Raw genomic sequence first — 14,289 nt, forward strand, 5'->3', positions numbered from 1 at the left:
ATATGGCGGCCCCCGCCGCACTGGCGAATTGGCTGAGCACTTCGGTCAGGCTGCCGCCGGGAATGTTGAACGATTTCACCGGGTTCTGCTGTTGCGCCGGCACCTGTGCCGCAAGCGTTGCCGTTGACCAGACGCCCGCCGTCGTTGCCGCCAATAGCCCGACCGTCACTGCGGTCGCCAGACGATCAGACTTGTACACCCGAGACATGCTTACCCTCCCCCAAAAACAATCAATAAAAACTCACTGAGGGATGAGCCGAACGATGTGTATGAAAAGTGCAAAGGCTGGAAAATTATTTTCAGTTCTATCGCGAGCAAGCCCACATTCAGAGCAAATCACCACGCGACACGTCGACCCAATATCGGCTGAACCGGGTGATCCGCAGCGAGAAACCACTCTCCAGCGCAGCCAGCGCCAGGTCGGTGTTATCAATGGGGAAAGCGCCGGACACCTTCAATTGAGCGATACGCGGATCACAGCGCAGCACACCTGTGCGATAGCGCGAAAGGTCAGCCAGCAACTCTGCCAAGGGGCGATTGATGGCAATGATGCTGCCCGTTTGCCAGGCGCCGACGGCTGCGTCGTTGCGCCGTACCGCCCCCAACGAGTGACCATCAAAGTCCAGGGACTGGCCGGCCTCCAGACGCACCGTCGAGCCACCGCCAACCGAACGGACCTCTACGGCCTTCTCGATCACCGCCACCCCGCCGCCCTGTTCAAGGGAACGGACGATAAAACGCGTCCCGAGCGCCAGCACCTCGGCATGACGGGTGAGCACCTTGAAGGGTCGTTGCAAGGGATCGACAGCGGTCGTCACGAGGATCTCGCCACGCAACAGTTCGAGCACACGCTGACGACCGTCAAAATGAAGATTCACCGAGGTGTCGGTATTGAGCAGCAACGAACTGCCATCCGCCAACCGGATCTCACGGCGCTCACCCACGGCGGTGCGAAAATCGGCGAACAGGTTCTGCGAGGTTTCACTGCGCCAGCCCAGCCAGCCCAGCGAACTGGCTGAGGCAAGCACCAGCACACTGCGCAACACCTGACGCCGGGATCGATCAGCTCCACGCAACGCTGGCGATGCCAGGGCGCCCGGCACACTGGCCATCTGCTCGCCGACGTCCGCCATGCGTTGCCAGGCTTGTCGATGAGCAGGGTCGGCGACCAGCCAGTCGTTCCAGGCAGCCAGGTCCGAATCGGTGGCGACACCCGACCGCAGTCGGGCGTACCACTGGGCGGCAACGCTGATCGCCTTCAACTCAACGGGCGAAAGGCTCATGCCAGTTGCAACTGAATCTGCATCAGGCAGCAATGCTCCATGGCTTTGGCCATGTAGTTGTTGACCGTGCGAGAGCTGATATTCAAGCGCTCGGCAATCTGCGGGTAGGTCAAACCGTCGAACTGAGACAGGATGAACGTCTGTTTGACCTTCGTCCCCAATCCTTGCAGCAGGCGGTCGATCTCCATCAGGGCTTGCAACAGGATCGCCTGTTCCTCCAACGAAGGCTGTTGCCATTCGGGCATGGCCGCCAAGGCTTCCAGATAGGCCTGTTCCAACGACCGCCTGCGGAACAGATCGATCAGCAACCCCTTGGCGATCATCGACAGGTAAGGTCGCGGCTCGCGAATATCGAGTGCGTTACGCGCCTTGATGACCCGGACGAAGGTGTCCTGCGTCAGGTCTGCCGCATCGAACGCATTGCCCAGGCGCTTGCGCAACCAGCCATTGAGCCAACCGTGATGGTCGCAATACAGATCATTGACGGCGCTACGCAGGGATAAATCGTTGGCGGACATGACGATGGAATAATTCGCGAGTGATAATGACTCGCATTGTCATGTGTGCAATGGGTGATTTGCAATAGCCACATTGGCTGACAGGCCCCCTGGTACGAGGGCGCGGCTGATGACACGTCTCTGCAAGTTGCACCGGTGCTGCTAGATCGCGTTAGCCAGGCGGCTTGCCTTGAAGGGAATGGCGTTCAAGCAGCCATTCGGTGAAGGAACTGAGTGCTGCCGAGAATTTAGCGGCACGCGAACTCTATTTATTCCGTTACCCAATTTAGCTCGTGACTTAGGCCCGCCACGGTGGAAGAGCCCCTTCGAAAAGTGAAAAGGCTCGACTCAGAAAACTGTTGAAGCGAACGGCATCACGCCGCAGCCCTGCCTGCTGACCACCAATCAGGCACAGATGGGCCACCCGACCAATCACTTCTGCTTCGCCTGGCAAAGGGACCAAGCGCCGGCACGTCCGTATCGCGAAGTCCAGTCGTCTTGTGTCAACACGCTGCTGAAACTCGCCTACCAACGGATCGTGCAGCGACCAGGCGCGGATGGAAACTTCCCGCCCAGGTTGTTTCTCAGCGGCAATACTCAAGTAGCGTTTCAGGATTTCGCCCGCGCTACGACCCTGCGCCGCATAAGTGAGCATGCGCTCCGTGTAGTCTTCTTCCCAAGCGGCCAGCAAGGTGCGGACAAAGTCTTCGCGATTGCGGAAATGGTGATAGAACGATCCGCGGGTCACATTCAATCGGCGCGATAGACTCTCGGCCGAAACACCACTATGTCCTATTTGGTCGAGGGCCTCAAAACCAGCCGCGATCCAATGGTTGCGAGTTAATTTTCCCACCCGTTATTTCGCTCCATGTTTAGCGCCATACAGACTGTGTATGGCGCGCAACCGATTGATACGCTGCGAACACCAGCAAAGATAGCCGTTGCGTTTTGCACGCTAGCACTTTTCATGGAGCTCGCCTTGAAGAAAATCGTTCTGGTTGCTTTCGACCAATTCACTGATATCGACCTATTCCTGATGTGGGACATTTTGGGCCGCAACACTGAGGACTGGCACGTCCGGATATTGGGTTCCAGCGCTATCGTGCGATCGGCGCACGGCCTGCCTGTTTCGGTGCACGGTCCGCTTTCCGAGGCCAATAGTGCCGACGCGGTATTGTTCGTCAGCGGCAAGGAAGGGATACCCGCTGCACTTGCCGCCCCGGATTTCCTGCCGTCGTTTGAACTTGACTCCAGACGCCAGCGAATCGGCTCCATATGCGCCGGAGCTTTCATTCTCGAACGGCTTGGGCTGCTCAGCGGCCAAGCAACTACACATCCGGATGCACGATCGAGCTTGCAAGCTCTGGGACTTGAACCCCTGGACCAGCCTCTTGTTTGCCAGGGGAACGTTGCAACTGCTGGCGGATGCCTTTCGGCGCTCTATCTGGTGGGATGGCTGGTTGAATCCTGGTTCGATGTCGGCAAGCGCCGTGCGACGTTGCTCCCTGTTTTGCCAGCTGGGCAGCAAGAGCTCTATGATGCGTTGATCGGGCTCAGCATCCGACAAGGAGCGTTATACGACAAACCATCGCAACAAGAAACGCGACATGGCATGTCATCTAATTGGTAGTTGGAACTCAGGAGAGATCCCCGATGCCCCGAGAATTTGAGCTCATTATGTCCGTGCCAGTGCCTTCGAGGTCCGGCATCACCCACCTTTACAAGTCGATGAACCTGGCAGACGCTTTTGCGATTCGGCTCCCGGCGGGCACCTCCAGCAATCCAGATTTGCTGGCTCGATTCATCCTTTCCCACCAGCCATCCTGGATCGGATGGCTCATGAAAGTCCGAGACACTATCGTTGCCTGTTTTGGTATCAAGACAGCCAGACATTTGGCAACGCTTGCTGATCGGATTCAAATCTTCAAGGTCTACAGCTCGAACCAGACTGAAATCGTGTTGGGAGAGGACGACAAGCACCTCGACTTCCGGATATCGATCCTGTGTTCTGGAGAGGCAGAGCCAGAAGGCAGTCGCCAACTCGTTTTTTCAACCGTGGTCCAGTGCCACAACCGTCTAGGCCGGGCCTACATATTCGTTATTGCCCCATTTCACCGCTTGGTTGTTAAGGCCAGCCTCCTCCGTGCAGCACGCATCGGTTGGCCTCTGGCTACCGGCCCCGAAGGCTGAGAGCTGTTGCTGATCCATTGGACACGAGATCGCGTCACTTTGACGGTGCCACGCGGGTGCTGGATTTCAACGCAGATGTTCGATGAAGGAGCCAGGGGATTTCAGGGACGGGATTTCAGGGACAGACCACATTTAGAAAATGTGGTCTGTCCCCTAATGACCCGACACAGATCAGCCGTTGGTGCGATCGGTCGCCTTGGCTTTGCTTTCGGCAACAGCGGCTTCAGCCTTCTGTTTCTGTGCAACCTGGAAGGCTTCCATCGAGACTTTCCGGGCCGACTCCATGCGTGTGAAGGTCCGATCACCGCCACCTGTGGCCATAGCCAGAGTGGAAGCGGTCAGAGCGGCGGCGACGAAAAGAACTTTCATGGATTTCATTTGGGTTTCCTCAAGTGAGAGTTTATTAATAGATAACAGTGGTAGTTATTTGCTAAAGCATTACTTGCTTATTCAACCTGGCTTTAGCATTAAGCCAGGGCGGCGTTTTGTTGCGTCCAGGTGCCTTGCTCCATACGCCCATCGGTCTCTCTGCTTTTTGCCCAGGCGGTGAGCAGTACCATCATTGCGAATCCACCAACGATGAGAACCGGATAGGCTGCCAGCAACTCGATCAGCGAGTATTTCCAGGCCAACGGACGACCAACACCCAACATGGCGGCATAGAACCACGACACACCAGAGAGCGCACCCGAGAACAGCGCCAGCATGCGAAGGCTGAAGGAAAGTTCAAGTAACGAACCGGCTTTTTTCAGCGCCGGCAATACAGCGCTATGCAACAGGAAGCCGTTAAAGGTCAGCAGTACAACGATCCCGATTTTTGCTTGCAACTTTGGATTCTGGAAATACTCCATCCCCTTGCCGGCATAATCGATCCCGATAATGCCAATGCCCGTAATCCAAAGAGCTACAAGTGCAAGTACGACGGTTTTTTGAAGGCTTTCCATATGTGCGTCATCATGGTGACCCGACACGTCCCCCTTCAGGAGTTGCTTGACCATTGCAACGTCACTGGTCAAGACAAGACCGATTGCAACACAGCAGGCGATAAGATGGAAATACACAACGCCCAAACGAAAATATTCCACGGTGGACGAAGAAATCATACTAAGTTCCATGGTTACCTCTTGACTTCAATAGTGAATCAACATAGTTCTCGGCACAGCTTGATTGGAGTTTGCCGTTGCTGATTGTAATTAGGATCCAACAATTATTATTAAATAATCTCGCAGTGTTATGCTGCCAGGATAATAGTGATTTTCGCGAATGAACTTTTAATCATCCGTACTTAGTGCATATGAGGTTTAACTTCCGCTTCTGGAGTCGGCGAGATCCAGAACCCTATCGGCGAGCGGATCAGGCGATGCTGGTGGGATTTGCAGGGCTTGCGCCCCATTCGAGGAAACGGATCTTGTGAACCTCACCCAGGCTGTCTTCATAGACCAGGGTCACCGGTACCACGCCTGTCTTGTTGGATGTATCAGTGCGCTGCAGTACCCGCTTCACATCGATTTCCATACCGTAGTGGTAATCGACGGCTGAGACATGCGCGCCGGGTTCTTGCAGGCCGTTCTGGTCGAAGACAGTTGGCGCGAGACTGGAAATCACGGCACTGACAATTGTGGCCATGTTCATAAGGCTATACCTCCACTGAAGTTCTCTTAACGAGGACTTAATGTGACACGTGATCAAAGTGAAGTTCACTTCACCGCGACGAACGCGCCGATCTGAGTCGCCTGTAGTGGCTTCAGGCCCCTAGCAATTCCCCGCGCTTGACGCCTTACGACCATTCGTCCATTAAACGCCGTATTTGTTGGGCCAAACGGCATTTTCGAGTGAGGTCATAACATGTTATGACGGATTTTCGAGCAAGATTTCACGTGCTGGCTGTGACGGCACATGGACCGAAAACGTCTGCGAGCCAGGGTGAGAAATATCGGGTATTGGCCGATTTCTGCCGTCCATGACTGACCGAAATCGGCCAGTTTCCGCCGTTCGAGCGTCCAGGTTCAGTACTTGATATCCCGGGCTTTTTGACGTCCTTCCTGCTTCGTTTGTCGCTTGTCTTGTCGGCAACCGGGATTGCTCTGGGCATCGGCCGCTCGACAATCCTGTTTCGTCTCGCGCGCACCCTGGCGCGTCTCCTGCCTGACATCGCGCGCGGAACGACGCGTCTCGGCTCGTTCGGTGGCCGCCCAAGCTGCCCCGTTCGCCACCAGAAGAAAAATCATCGCTACCCAACCAAACGTCCTGTGCTTTCTCATAATCTGATCTCCAGGAACTCGATGTCGGATTTTAAGTACAGCTGATTTCCAGACGTCCCGCAGGCTGAGGAACTGCCATTCATCCAAGCGATATCCATTGCTCGAGTCCAAGGGGGCAGCTGGTGAGCATCAGTGTCGATGGTGAACGGCAACAATCAGCCAGAAGCGCTCATTCCAGGTCCTCTCGATTGCCCCCTCGCAAATTCCTGCCAGGGGTTATAGATGCCCTCTCCGCCCCTGACATTGCATAGGTATAGGGGGTATGCCTATCATGCGCAATACATAGGTAGGGGGGGTATCCCATGGGCCATATTGCAGCAAACAAAGGCGATCTTCTCAAACGCGTAAAACGTATCGCCGGGCAAATCCAAGCCGTTGAACGGGCATTGGAATCGGATCTCGATTGTGCCAAAACACTGCATCTTGTTGCCGCCACCCGCGGAGCCATCAACGGTTTGATGGAGGAAATCATCGAGGACCACGCGCGGGAGCATGTCGCGAACCCTGCTCTCAGCGAAGAGGAGCGAAACAAGGGTGTCGAAGAACTTCTTGAGGCCATTCGCCGTTACTCCAAGTGAACGCAGGTACACACTCATGAGCAGCTCCAACATCAACTACACACACGACCACATGTTCCTTGGCTCAGCGCACGACGAAAACGCCAAGCGTACGCTTTGGGTTGTGATACTGACCGTTGTGATGATGGTCGGCGAGATCACCGCCGGGTATATGACGGGCTCGATGGCGTTGCTGGCCGATGGCTTTCACATGGCAACCCATGCCGGCGCATTGGGCATCGCGGCGGCCGCTTATGGATACGCAAAACGCCACGCTTTCAGCCAGCGCTACAGTTTCGGTACCGGAAAGGTTGGAGACTTGGGCGGGTTCGCCTCGGCGCTGATTCTCGGTATGGTCTCCCTGGGAATTGGCGTTGAGTCCGTCATACGTCTCTTGCAGCCAACGGAAGTTCAGTTCGGCACCGCTACGCTCATCGCGATTGCCGGCTTGATCGTCAACATTGTCAGCGCCCTGCTGCTGGGTCACGGACATAGTCATGGGCACGATCACGATCACGATCATGTCCATGCCCATCATGGGAACGACAACAACCTGAAATCGGCCTACGTCCACGTCATCGCGGACGCGCTGACTTCGGTTCTGGCCATTGCTGCACTGCTCGCCGGCCGGTATCTCGGTTGGGTGTGGCTGGACCCGGTCATGGGCATTGTCGGCGCTATCGTTATCGCGCGTTGGGCGTGGATCTTGATGGGGGTCACCGCAGGTGTACTGCTGGATCAGACAGACGCACACGTTGCCGAGGAAATCCGTGAACTGGTTGAGAAACCTGGGGATGCCACCATCACCGACTTGCATGTCTGGCGAGTTGGACCGCAAGCTCATGCGGCCATCGTCAGCGTCCTTGGTGAAGCCACTGCGAACGCCGACAGCATTCGTGAACGTCTGAAGCCGGTTCATGAAGTCAGCCATCTGACGGTCGAGTTTCGACCGGCCTGATTCAGCGCCTCCCCTCCACTGCCTCCAAAGGAAACCGTAATGCCCCCAGGGAAACGTGAACTGGCGCGGATCGAACGCCGATTGATTGCCACGCTCACTGATGCGTGCGAAACAGCAAAAGGTGAAATCAAGGGTTTTACCTGGCTCACCCACATCACTGACCTGAGCGCATTGGCTGAAACCCTGAAGGTGATCTGGGTGTTCGAAACCCTCGCTGACAAAAAGCTCGCCCAGGTTAACGCGAAGACGCGCATCTTTGAGTTGACGGCCATCGCCTTGAATGAGGCCAACATCGATCTGAGCCCTTCAGACCTCAATGTCCGCTTTGACTCCGAGGAAGAATGCCAGCGCACTCACGGTGGTGATTGGCAGAAGCGCCTGGCCAAGGGTTATTGACGATGGCTAAAGAAATCGAAAACCCCTGCATCTCGGTTTGCCAACTGAGTGGCGATCTGTGTGTGAGTTGTGGACGGAGCAAGGAAGACATCAGAAAGTGGAAACGCATGAAGCGGCCAGAAAAAATGGCCGCTGTGCAAAGGGCGAATGTGCGCTTGAAAGGGCTGAAGAAAGCGCAGGGGTAGTCGCTTGAACTGGATGACTACATTGGGTCGTTGGCTACTCCTCGCGATAGGTCGCTATCAACTGTGGATTCAACCGGTCGATGCAACACAACTAAATTCTGTGTAAGCAGAAAGAGTGTTGCATCGACCGTTTGAGTCCACAGCCAAAAGCGGCCTTTCTCGACCGGCTAAATCCATCTCGCCTTAGGGCAAGCAGCCCCTACCAAACGCGGTCGGTGAAACAGGGTCGCTACGATCTCCATAAATGGGGAATTACACCCACCCTACCGGGCGTTTACCACCTGACTTGAGGAATATTCCCCACTCACCTTTTCTCTAACTCGAAACGCCCGGAAGCAGTTTATTAATTAAGTTGAACTTTTTTCGCTCTATTGAAATGGCTCATTAGTTGCACCGCCCCCTCGTACCCGCAATAGCTGTCGTCCCGGACATCATGCAGACGACAGGGCTTGCCAGATTCGGCATGACGGGAGGGGTGAAAAATGAAACGCGCGACACCACCATGCCGCTCCGTCGCCTTTCTGCTCGGGTCAAGCCTGCGCTGTCCGATGCGCCTTACCCTGACCACCGCCAACGCCATGCCGCTGGATGATTTCGGTCCGCCACCACCGACGGCCCCTTCGGCATCTACTAACCCGCCGGCCGCCCCCAAGGCCGCGCCGGATGCCTTGCTGACCTTGCTGACCTTGCTGGCCGGACATCATCCCGCCATCCGTCAGCCTGTGGGCGGCGACATCACCGGCCACCAGTTAGCTGTTCGCCTTGATTGGCACGCTGTTCATCCTGCCGGTGATTCTGATGTACACCTTCAGGAACTATTGGGTGTTCTGCGCAAAAGGGAGGATTGGTGATGTCTTCCACTGTTAAATCAATTGCTCGAATCACGAATAGGCCGATACCCCGTTATAAGCAGGTCGCTCATTTGAGCCTAATGTTTATAGCGTTGCTGATTATGTTGGCGTTGAGCACTCTCGTAGCGATGGAGTTGCCCCTTGGAACGCTCTGACGGTGGATGAGGCCGATCGCCCTCCGGACTGAACCACAGTGTTACCCGTAACGACCCGAACCGAAGTGAGAAAATCCCCCTTCGCTCAACCAGAAAGCCCCACACTTGAGCCGAGTGCGGGGTTTTTTCTTCGAGCACGAAAATCAGTCGCGCCTACCCGGTCTACCTAGACCTGCGTCACTAGTTTGAGACCTTGAGTCCAACACGCAGCTTTCGGCCAATTTGAGCCAATGCTGACCGACAGCTATGGGTCGAGGCTGCGTGGAAACGTTTTAGAGCAGGTTTGACAGTCAGGACTGGAACGAAAATCGCGTTCCTACGCAAATTTCCGCTCTGCTGATGAACCAAACACCGACAGGTTTTACGTAGCAATGCCGACTACAAAACGGTGCATGCGTTTTCACACAGCCTGGGTCGCTTGAAGACATTCGGGTATGGGCAAAGGGTGGCACAGTTTCCGGGGATATTTCGACGTCGTAGCGTCGCCGCGGCAAGGAATTTTAGTGAGTTGGCATGGCTGGGGGATAGCAGTTGCGAGAGAAATAAATCTCATTCGCCATTTTTCTGACGTTCGTCTGAAAATCGTCGGATAAATGGCGCTTCGCGTTGAGCTTTTACCTTCCTGACCTAGGCTCAAGCCATGTGGGAGGAGGTGCAGTCCATGCGCAAATTATTGATTGGCTCGTCGATGCTGGCCTGTCTGATGGTGCTTGGTGGCTGGTTGAGTCGACCACAGCCGTTGCCGGTCAGGCTGCTAGAGGTTGAGCGGGGGCCGGTGGAGACGCTGGTGGCCAACACTCGCGCGGGTACGCTGAAGTCCTGTCGACGCTCGCATCTGTCCTTCAATGTCGGCGGCCAGGTTGCCGAGTTGCTGATCGGCGAGGGCCAGCGGGTTCAGCCGGGGCAGGTGCTCATGCGCCTGCGACAGGACGAGCAACAGGCCCGGCTGCAGGAGGCCGAGGCGCGGCTGGAGGCCCAACGCAACGCCCGCGAACAGCGCTGCCAGCAGGCTAATCTGGATCGGCGCGACCTAGATCGCCTGGGCCTTCTGGCCGACCGCAAGTTGGTTGCCGCCGATCGTCTCGATCAGGCCGAGACCAAGGCTCACCTGGCGAAGCTGATGTGCAGTGCCACTGCCGTGCTGATCCGCGAGGCCGACGCCAGCCTGCAGTTGCAGCGTTCACTGCTGGAGCAGACGACCCTGCGTGCGCCATTCGCCGGCATAGTCGCAGAAATCAACGGCGAACTCGGCGAGTTCGTCACCCCTTCGCCGCCGGGTATTCCCACGCCGCCGGCGATCGACCTGATCGACGACAGCTGCCTGTATGTCGAGGCGCCGATCGATGAGGTGGACGCTGCCCGGGTTCGCCCCGGAACCGCCGTGCGGATCAGCCTGGATGCCTTCCGTGGCCAGCATTTCGCCGGCCGCGTCAGCCGCATCGCGCCCTATGTGCGTGAACTGGAGAAGCAGGCGCGCACCGTCGATGTCGAGGTGCGCTTCGACCAGCCGCCGGCCGATCTGGTCCTGCTCACCGGCTATAGCGCCGATGTCGAGATCCTCTTGGAGCAGCGCGCACGTGCTTTGCGCATCCCCACCGAGACCCTGCTGGAGGGGCAGCACGTGCTGCGATATGACCCGACCGCCCGGGTGTTACGCGAGGTGGAGGTGCAAACCGGGTTGAGCAACTGGCGCTGGACCGAGGTGCTCGCAGGGCTGGACGAGGACGCGCGGATAGTCGCCAGCCTCGAGCAGGAAGGGCTCAAGGACAACGTGGCGGTGATCCCGGTGGATGCGGCGGAGACTGAGCAATGATCCGTCTGCGCGGCGGTAGCCGCAGTTTCCAGTTGGGCGAGCAGCAGGTGATGGGGCTGGACGGCCTGGATCTGGACATCGCCGCCGGTGACTACATGGCGGTGATGGGCCCGTCGGGCTCGGGCAAGTCGACCCTGCTGAACATCCTCGGTTTGCTCGATGCACCGAGCGCCGGCGAATACTGGCTGCAGGGCGAGGCCACGGCGACGCTGAGCGAGGCGCGGCGCGCCCAATTGCGCAGCCAACTGATAGGTTTCGTGTTCCAGTCCTACCACCTGATCGCACGGCTGACGGTGCTGGAAAACATCGAGCTGCCAATGGTCCTCGCCGGCATCGGCGCGGCGCAACGGCACAAGCGCAGCAGCCAATTGGTGGCGCGCCTGGGGTTGGGCGAGCGCATTGCCCACCGCCCGGCCGAGCTGTCCGGTGGTCAGCGCCAGCGCGTCGCCATCGCCCGGGCGATGGTCATGCAACCGGCGCTGTTGTTGGCCGACGAGCCCACCGGCAATCTCGATAGCCAGGCCGGCGCCGAGGTCTTCAGCCTGCTGGAGGAGCTCAACGGCGAGGGCCTGACCCTGATAGTGGTGACCCACGACGCCAGCCTGGGCGCCCGCGCGCAGCGCCAGTTACACATGCGTGACGGGCGAATCCACACTGCTGCGCCGCAACGGGCGCTGACCTGATGCGCGCTGCCGATGCCCTGGGCTTCTGGCTCGGCGCCTTGCGTGGGCATCGCTCGCGCAGCCTGATGCTGCTGCTGGCCATCGCTATCGGGGTGGTTGCGGTCAATCTGCTCACCGGTCTCGGCGCGGGGGCGCGGGCCTTCGTCCTGAACGAGTTCTCGCTGCTCGGGCGCGACATACTTATCGTTTTCCCGGGCCGCAAGGAAACCACGGGGCGCATGCCGCCGCTCACCGGCCTGACGCCGCACGAGTTGACCTTGCAGGACGTCCAGGCCATCACCCAGTTGCCGGGCATCCGCCGGGGCGCGCCGCTGCAGGCCGGACAGTTGGAGGTGATAGTCGGCAACCGCAATCGTGAGGTGCTGACCCTGGGCACCACCCGGGACTTCTTCGCCATTCGCCAACTGACGGTCGTCCAGGGCCAACCCCTGCCGGCGCTGGACCCTGAGCAGGCCGAGGCCGTCTGCGTGATCGGCGGCAAACTCCGGCGCGAGCTATTCGGTGCGCGCCCGGCCCTGGGTGAATGGTTGCGCGCCGGCGACCGGCGCTTCCGGGTGGTCGGCATCCTCGGTGAGCGGGGCGAATCCCTGGGGATGGATTTCGCCGAGATGTTGATCATCCCGGTGGCCAGTGCCCAGGCCTTGTTCAATCGCGAGGGGTTGTTGCGGGTGTTTGTCGAGGTGCGTGGTCCGAGCTTTCTCGACCGTAGCAAGCGGCTGATACTCGCCGCGCTCAAGGAGCGCCACGAGGGTAAGGAAGACATCACCCTGATCAGTCAGGACAGCCTGCTCAGCGCCTTCGACGAGATACTCGGGGTGCTGACCCTGGCAGTGGCCGGGATTGCCGCGATCAGCCTGCTGGTGGCAGGTATCCTGATCATGAACGTGACCTGGATTGCGGTGAGCCAGCGCAGCGCCGAGATCGGCCTGCTCAAAGCCATAGGTGTGACGGCGGCGCAGCTGCGCCTGCTGTTCCTCGGCGAGGCGGCTCTGCTCGCCCTGACAGGGGCGCTAGCGGGGCTACTTCTGGCCGAAACCTTGCTCTGGCTGGGGCGCCTGGCGTTCGATCTGCCGCTCTATGCACCCTGGTGGGCGCGGGCTAGCGCGGTGCTGCTGGCACTCGGCACGGCGCTGCTGTTCGCCTGGCTGCCGGCCGCTCGGGCCTCGGCGCTGGAGCCGGTGGCGGCGCTGCGCCCGCCGGGAGCGCACTGATGCGCTGGCGAGATGGTTTCCGGCTGACCAGCTCGGCGCTGACCTGTCGACCCTTGCGCAGCCTGCTGACCCTGCTCGGGGTAGCGATCGGGATAGCCGCCGTGGCGCTGCTCACGGCCATAGGCGAAGGCGTGCGCGGCTATGTGCTGGAGAACTTCTCGCAGTTTGGTACGCGGATCATCACTGTGCGCCCGGGCAAGACCCAGACCAGCGGCCTCGGCGGTCTGCTCGGCAGCGTACGGCCACTGACTATCAGTGATACCGACGCCCTGCGGCGCTTGCCGCATGTCGAGGCGGCGGTGCCGATCATTCAGGGCAGCGGGGATATCCAGTTCGGTCAACTGAGCCGGCGCAGCGACATTCTCGGTGGCGGCCATCAGCTGGCGCAGGCCTGGCGCATGCAACTGAGCCTGGGCGAGTTCCTGCCCGTGGCCCGTGACGGTCGTTCGCCGCCCTATGTGGTGCTCGGCCATCAGCTGCGTGTCGAGCTGTTCGGTGCACGCAATCCGCTGGGCGAGCTGATCCGCGTCGGCGGCGTGCGTTTCCGGGTGATCGGCGTGATGGCGGAGAAGGGCCAGTTGCTCGGCTTCAACCTCGACGATATCGCCTACATCCCGGTGGATTGGGCAGAAAGCCTGTTCAACCACACCGGGGTGGTCAAAGTCCATGTGGTGTTCGGCGCCGGCACCACTTCTCGGGCGTTGAGCCGGCAGATTCGCCAGGTGCTCGGCGAACGGCACGGCGTGGAGGACTTCAGTCTGAGCACCCAGGACGACATGCTGCGCAGCTTCAACCGCGTTCTCGGCACCCTGAGCCTGGCCATCGCTGCCTTGGGGGGCATTTCCCTGTTGGTCGGCGCCGTCGGCATTCTCACCATCATGACTACCACTGTGGGCGAGCGCACGGCGGAAATCGGCCTGTTGCGGGCGATTGGTGCCAGCCCGCGGCAGGTGCTCGGGCTGTTTCTCGCCGAAGCGACGCTGCTGTCCCTGGCCGGTGGTCTACTTGGTCTGCTGTTGATGGGCCTCCTGCTCGGACTACTGCATCTGGCCATGCCGAGCCTGCCCTTGGCGCTGCAGCCGCTGTTTCTGCTGCTGGCGCTGCTGCTGGCGGCGGTGCTCGGCATTCTCGCCGGCTTGGCTCCGGCACTGCGGGCGGCCCGCCTGCATCCGGTGGCGGCTCTGCGCAGTGAATAGCGGCAGGTCAATGAGCCTGACGGGCTAACTTGCGTACAAACCCCAGAAACGTA

General features: G+C 59.0%; 18 protein-coding genes and 1 pseudogene. 11 read left to right on the forward strand and 8 right to left on the reverse strand.

Translation table 11 applies throughout. The annotated features are described in order from the left end of the window. The 4 genes from PMI32_RS05045 to PMI32_RS0129160 all read right to left on the reverse strand — a co-directional run. On the reverse strand, positions 1-208 hold a 208-nt coding region (locus tag PMI32_RS05045; protein ID WP_008033353.1), incomplete at its 3' end, for a hypothetical protein. A 118-nt stretch (positions 209-326) separates the two neighbouring features. Further along, the gene (locus tag PMI32_RS05040) at positions 327-1,283 is read right to left on the reverse strand and encodes a FecR domain-containing protein (protein WP_008033355.1); all 957 of its coding nucleotides are present in this window, start codon (positions 1,281-1,283) and stop codon (positions 327-329) included. Continuing rightward, positions 1,280-1,801: a sigma-70 family RNA polymerase sigma factor gene (locus PMI32_RS05035; protein ID WP_008033356.1), complete on the reverse strand. Its 522-nt coding sequence runs from the start codon at positions 1,799-1,801 to the stop codon at positions 1,280-1,282. Before PMI32_RS05035 ends, PMI32_RS05040 begins: the two co-directional genes overlap by 4 nt. 277 nt (positions 1,802-2,078) lie before the next feature. After that, positions 2,079-2,633: a TetR/AcrR family transcriptional regulator gene (locus PMI32_RS0129160; RefSeq protein ID WP_032829094.1), complete on the reverse strand. Its 555-nt coding sequence runs from the start codon at positions 2,631-2,633 to the stop codon at positions 2,079-2,081. Positions 2,634-2,759: 126 nt separating this feature from the next. Here PMI32_RS0129160 and PMI32_RS05030 point away from each other — a divergent pair, with 126 nt between their 5' ends. Together PMI32_RS05030 and PMI32_RS05025 are read left to right on the forward strand one after the other, a co-directional pair. Continuing rightward, a complete protein-coding gene (locus PMI32_RS05030) occupies positions 2,760-3,410 on the forward strand; it encodes a DJ-1/PfpI family protein (RefSeq protein ID WP_032829099.1) in 651 nt (216 codons plus the stop codon). A gap of 23 nt (positions 3,411-3,433) precedes the next feature. Beyond that, on the forward strand, positions 3,434-3,970 hold the full coding sequence (locus tag PMI32_RS05025) for a DUF2867 domain-containing protein (RefSeq protein WP_008033359.1): 537 nt from the start codon (positions 3,434-3,436) through the stop codon (positions 3,968-3,970). Positions 3,971-4,141: 171 nt separating this feature from the next. Here the strand turns inward: PMI32_RS05025 and PMI32_RS05020 are convergent, their stop codons facing one another. From PMI32_RS05020 to PMI32_RS05005, 4 genes are all read right to left on the reverse strand, one after another. Then, complete coding sequence (locus tag PMI32_RS05020) at positions 4,142-4,348, reverse strand: co-regulatory protein PtrA N-terminal domain-containing protein (RefSeq protein WP_008033360.1); 207 nt, start codon at positions 4,346-4,348, stop codon at positions 4,142-4,144. An 89-nt stretch (positions 4,349-4,437) separates the two neighbouring features. After that, a complete protein-coding gene (locus tag PMI32_RS05015; RefSeq protein WP_008033361.1) occupies positions 4,438-5,085 on the reverse strand; it encodes a hypothetical protein in 648 nt (215 codons plus the stop codon). A 238-nt stretch (positions 5,086-5,323) separates the two neighbouring features. After that, positions 5,324-5,602, reverse strand: coding sequence for a DUF2790 domain-containing protein (locus PMI32_RS05010; RefSeq protein WP_008033362.1), 279 nt, complete (start codon positions 5,600-5,602; stop codon positions 5,324-5,326). Positions 5,603-5,976: 374 nt separating this feature from the next. Beyond that, the gene (locus PMI32_RS05005; RefSeq protein ID WP_223449543.1) at positions 5,977-6,318 is read right to left on the reverse strand and encodes a hypothetical protein; all 342 of its coding nucleotides are present in this window, start codon (positions 6,316-6,318) and stop codon (positions 5,977-5,979) included. A 215-nt stretch (positions 6,319-6,533) separates the two neighbouring features. On the opposite strand from PMI32_RS05005, the gene PMI32_RS30040 reads away from it, so the two are divergent. The 9 genes and pseudogenes from PMI32_RS30040 to PMI32_RS04970 all read left to right on the forward strand — a co-directional run bounded on the left by PMI32_RS30040 (position 6,534) and on the right by PMI32_RS04970 (position 14,236). Continuing rightward, positions 6,534-6,809: a metal/formaldehyde-sensitive transcriptional repressor gene (locus PMI32_RS30040; protein ID WP_008033367.1), complete on the forward strand. Its 276-nt coding sequence runs from the start codon at positions 6,534-6,536 to the stop codon at positions 6,807-6,809. 16 nt (positions 6,810-6,825) lie between these two features. Then, complete coding sequence (dmeF, locus tag PMI32_RS05000; protein ID WP_008033368.1) at positions 6,826-7,746, forward strand: CDF family Co(II)/Ni(II) efflux transporter DmeF; 921 nt, start codon at positions 6,826-6,828, stop codon at positions 7,744-7,746. Positions 7,747-7,785: 39 nt separating this feature from the next. After that, a complete protein-coding gene (locus PMI32_RS04995; RefSeq protein WP_008033371.1) occupies positions 7,786-8,142 on the forward strand; it encodes a hypothetical protein in 357 nt (118 codons plus the stop codon). A 2-nt stretch (positions 8,143-8,144) separates the two neighbouring features. Beyond that, positions 8,145-8,327, forward strand: coding sequence for a DUF1289 domain-containing protein (locus tag PMI32_RS30045; protein WP_008033373.1), 183 nt, complete (start codon positions 8,145-8,147; stop codon positions 8,325-8,327). Positions 8,328-9,017: 690 nt separating this feature from the next. Further along, positions 9,018-9,194 (forward strand): annotated as a pseudogene (locus PMI32_RS30780) (ubiquinol oxidase subunit II); the annotation flags it as partial. An 800-nt stretch (positions 9,195-9,994) separates the two neighbouring features. Then, complete coding sequence (locus PMI32_RS04985) at positions 9,995-11,146, forward strand: efflux RND transporter periplasmic adaptor subunit (protein ID WP_177318893.1); 1,152 nt, start codon at positions 9,995-9,997, stop codon at positions 11,144-11,146. Next, complete coding sequence (locus PMI32_RS04980) at positions 11,143-11,829, forward strand: ABC transporter ATP-binding protein (protein WP_008033381.1); 687 nt, start codon at positions 11,143-11,145, stop codon at positions 11,827-11,829. The genes PMI32_RS04985 and PMI32_RS04980 overlap by 4 nt, the downstream gene beginning before the upstream one ends. Continuing rightward, on the forward strand, positions 11,829-13,040 hold the full coding sequence (locus PMI32_RS04975) for an ABC transporter permease (RefSeq protein WP_008033382.1): 1,212 nt from the start codon (positions 11,829-11,831) through the stop codon (positions 13,038-13,040). Before PMI32_RS04980 ends, PMI32_RS04975 begins: the two co-directional genes overlap by 1 nt. Then, positions 13,040-14,236 (forward strand): ABC transporter permease, encoded by a 1,197-nt coding sequence (locus PMI32_RS04970; protein ID WP_008033383.1) that lies wholly within the window; start codon positions 13,040-13,042, stop codon positions 14,234-14,236. The genes PMI32_RS04975 and PMI32_RS04970 overlap by 1 nt, the downstream gene beginning before the upstream one ends. The last annotated feature ends 53 nt before the right edge of the window (positions 14,237-14,289 follow it).

The organism is Pseudomonas sp. GM60, from assembly GCF_000282415.1.
GTDB classification, from domain to species: domain Bacteria; phylum Pseudomonadota; class Gammaproteobacteria; order Pseudomonadales; family Pseudomonadaceae; genus Aquipseudomonas; species Aquipseudomonas migulae.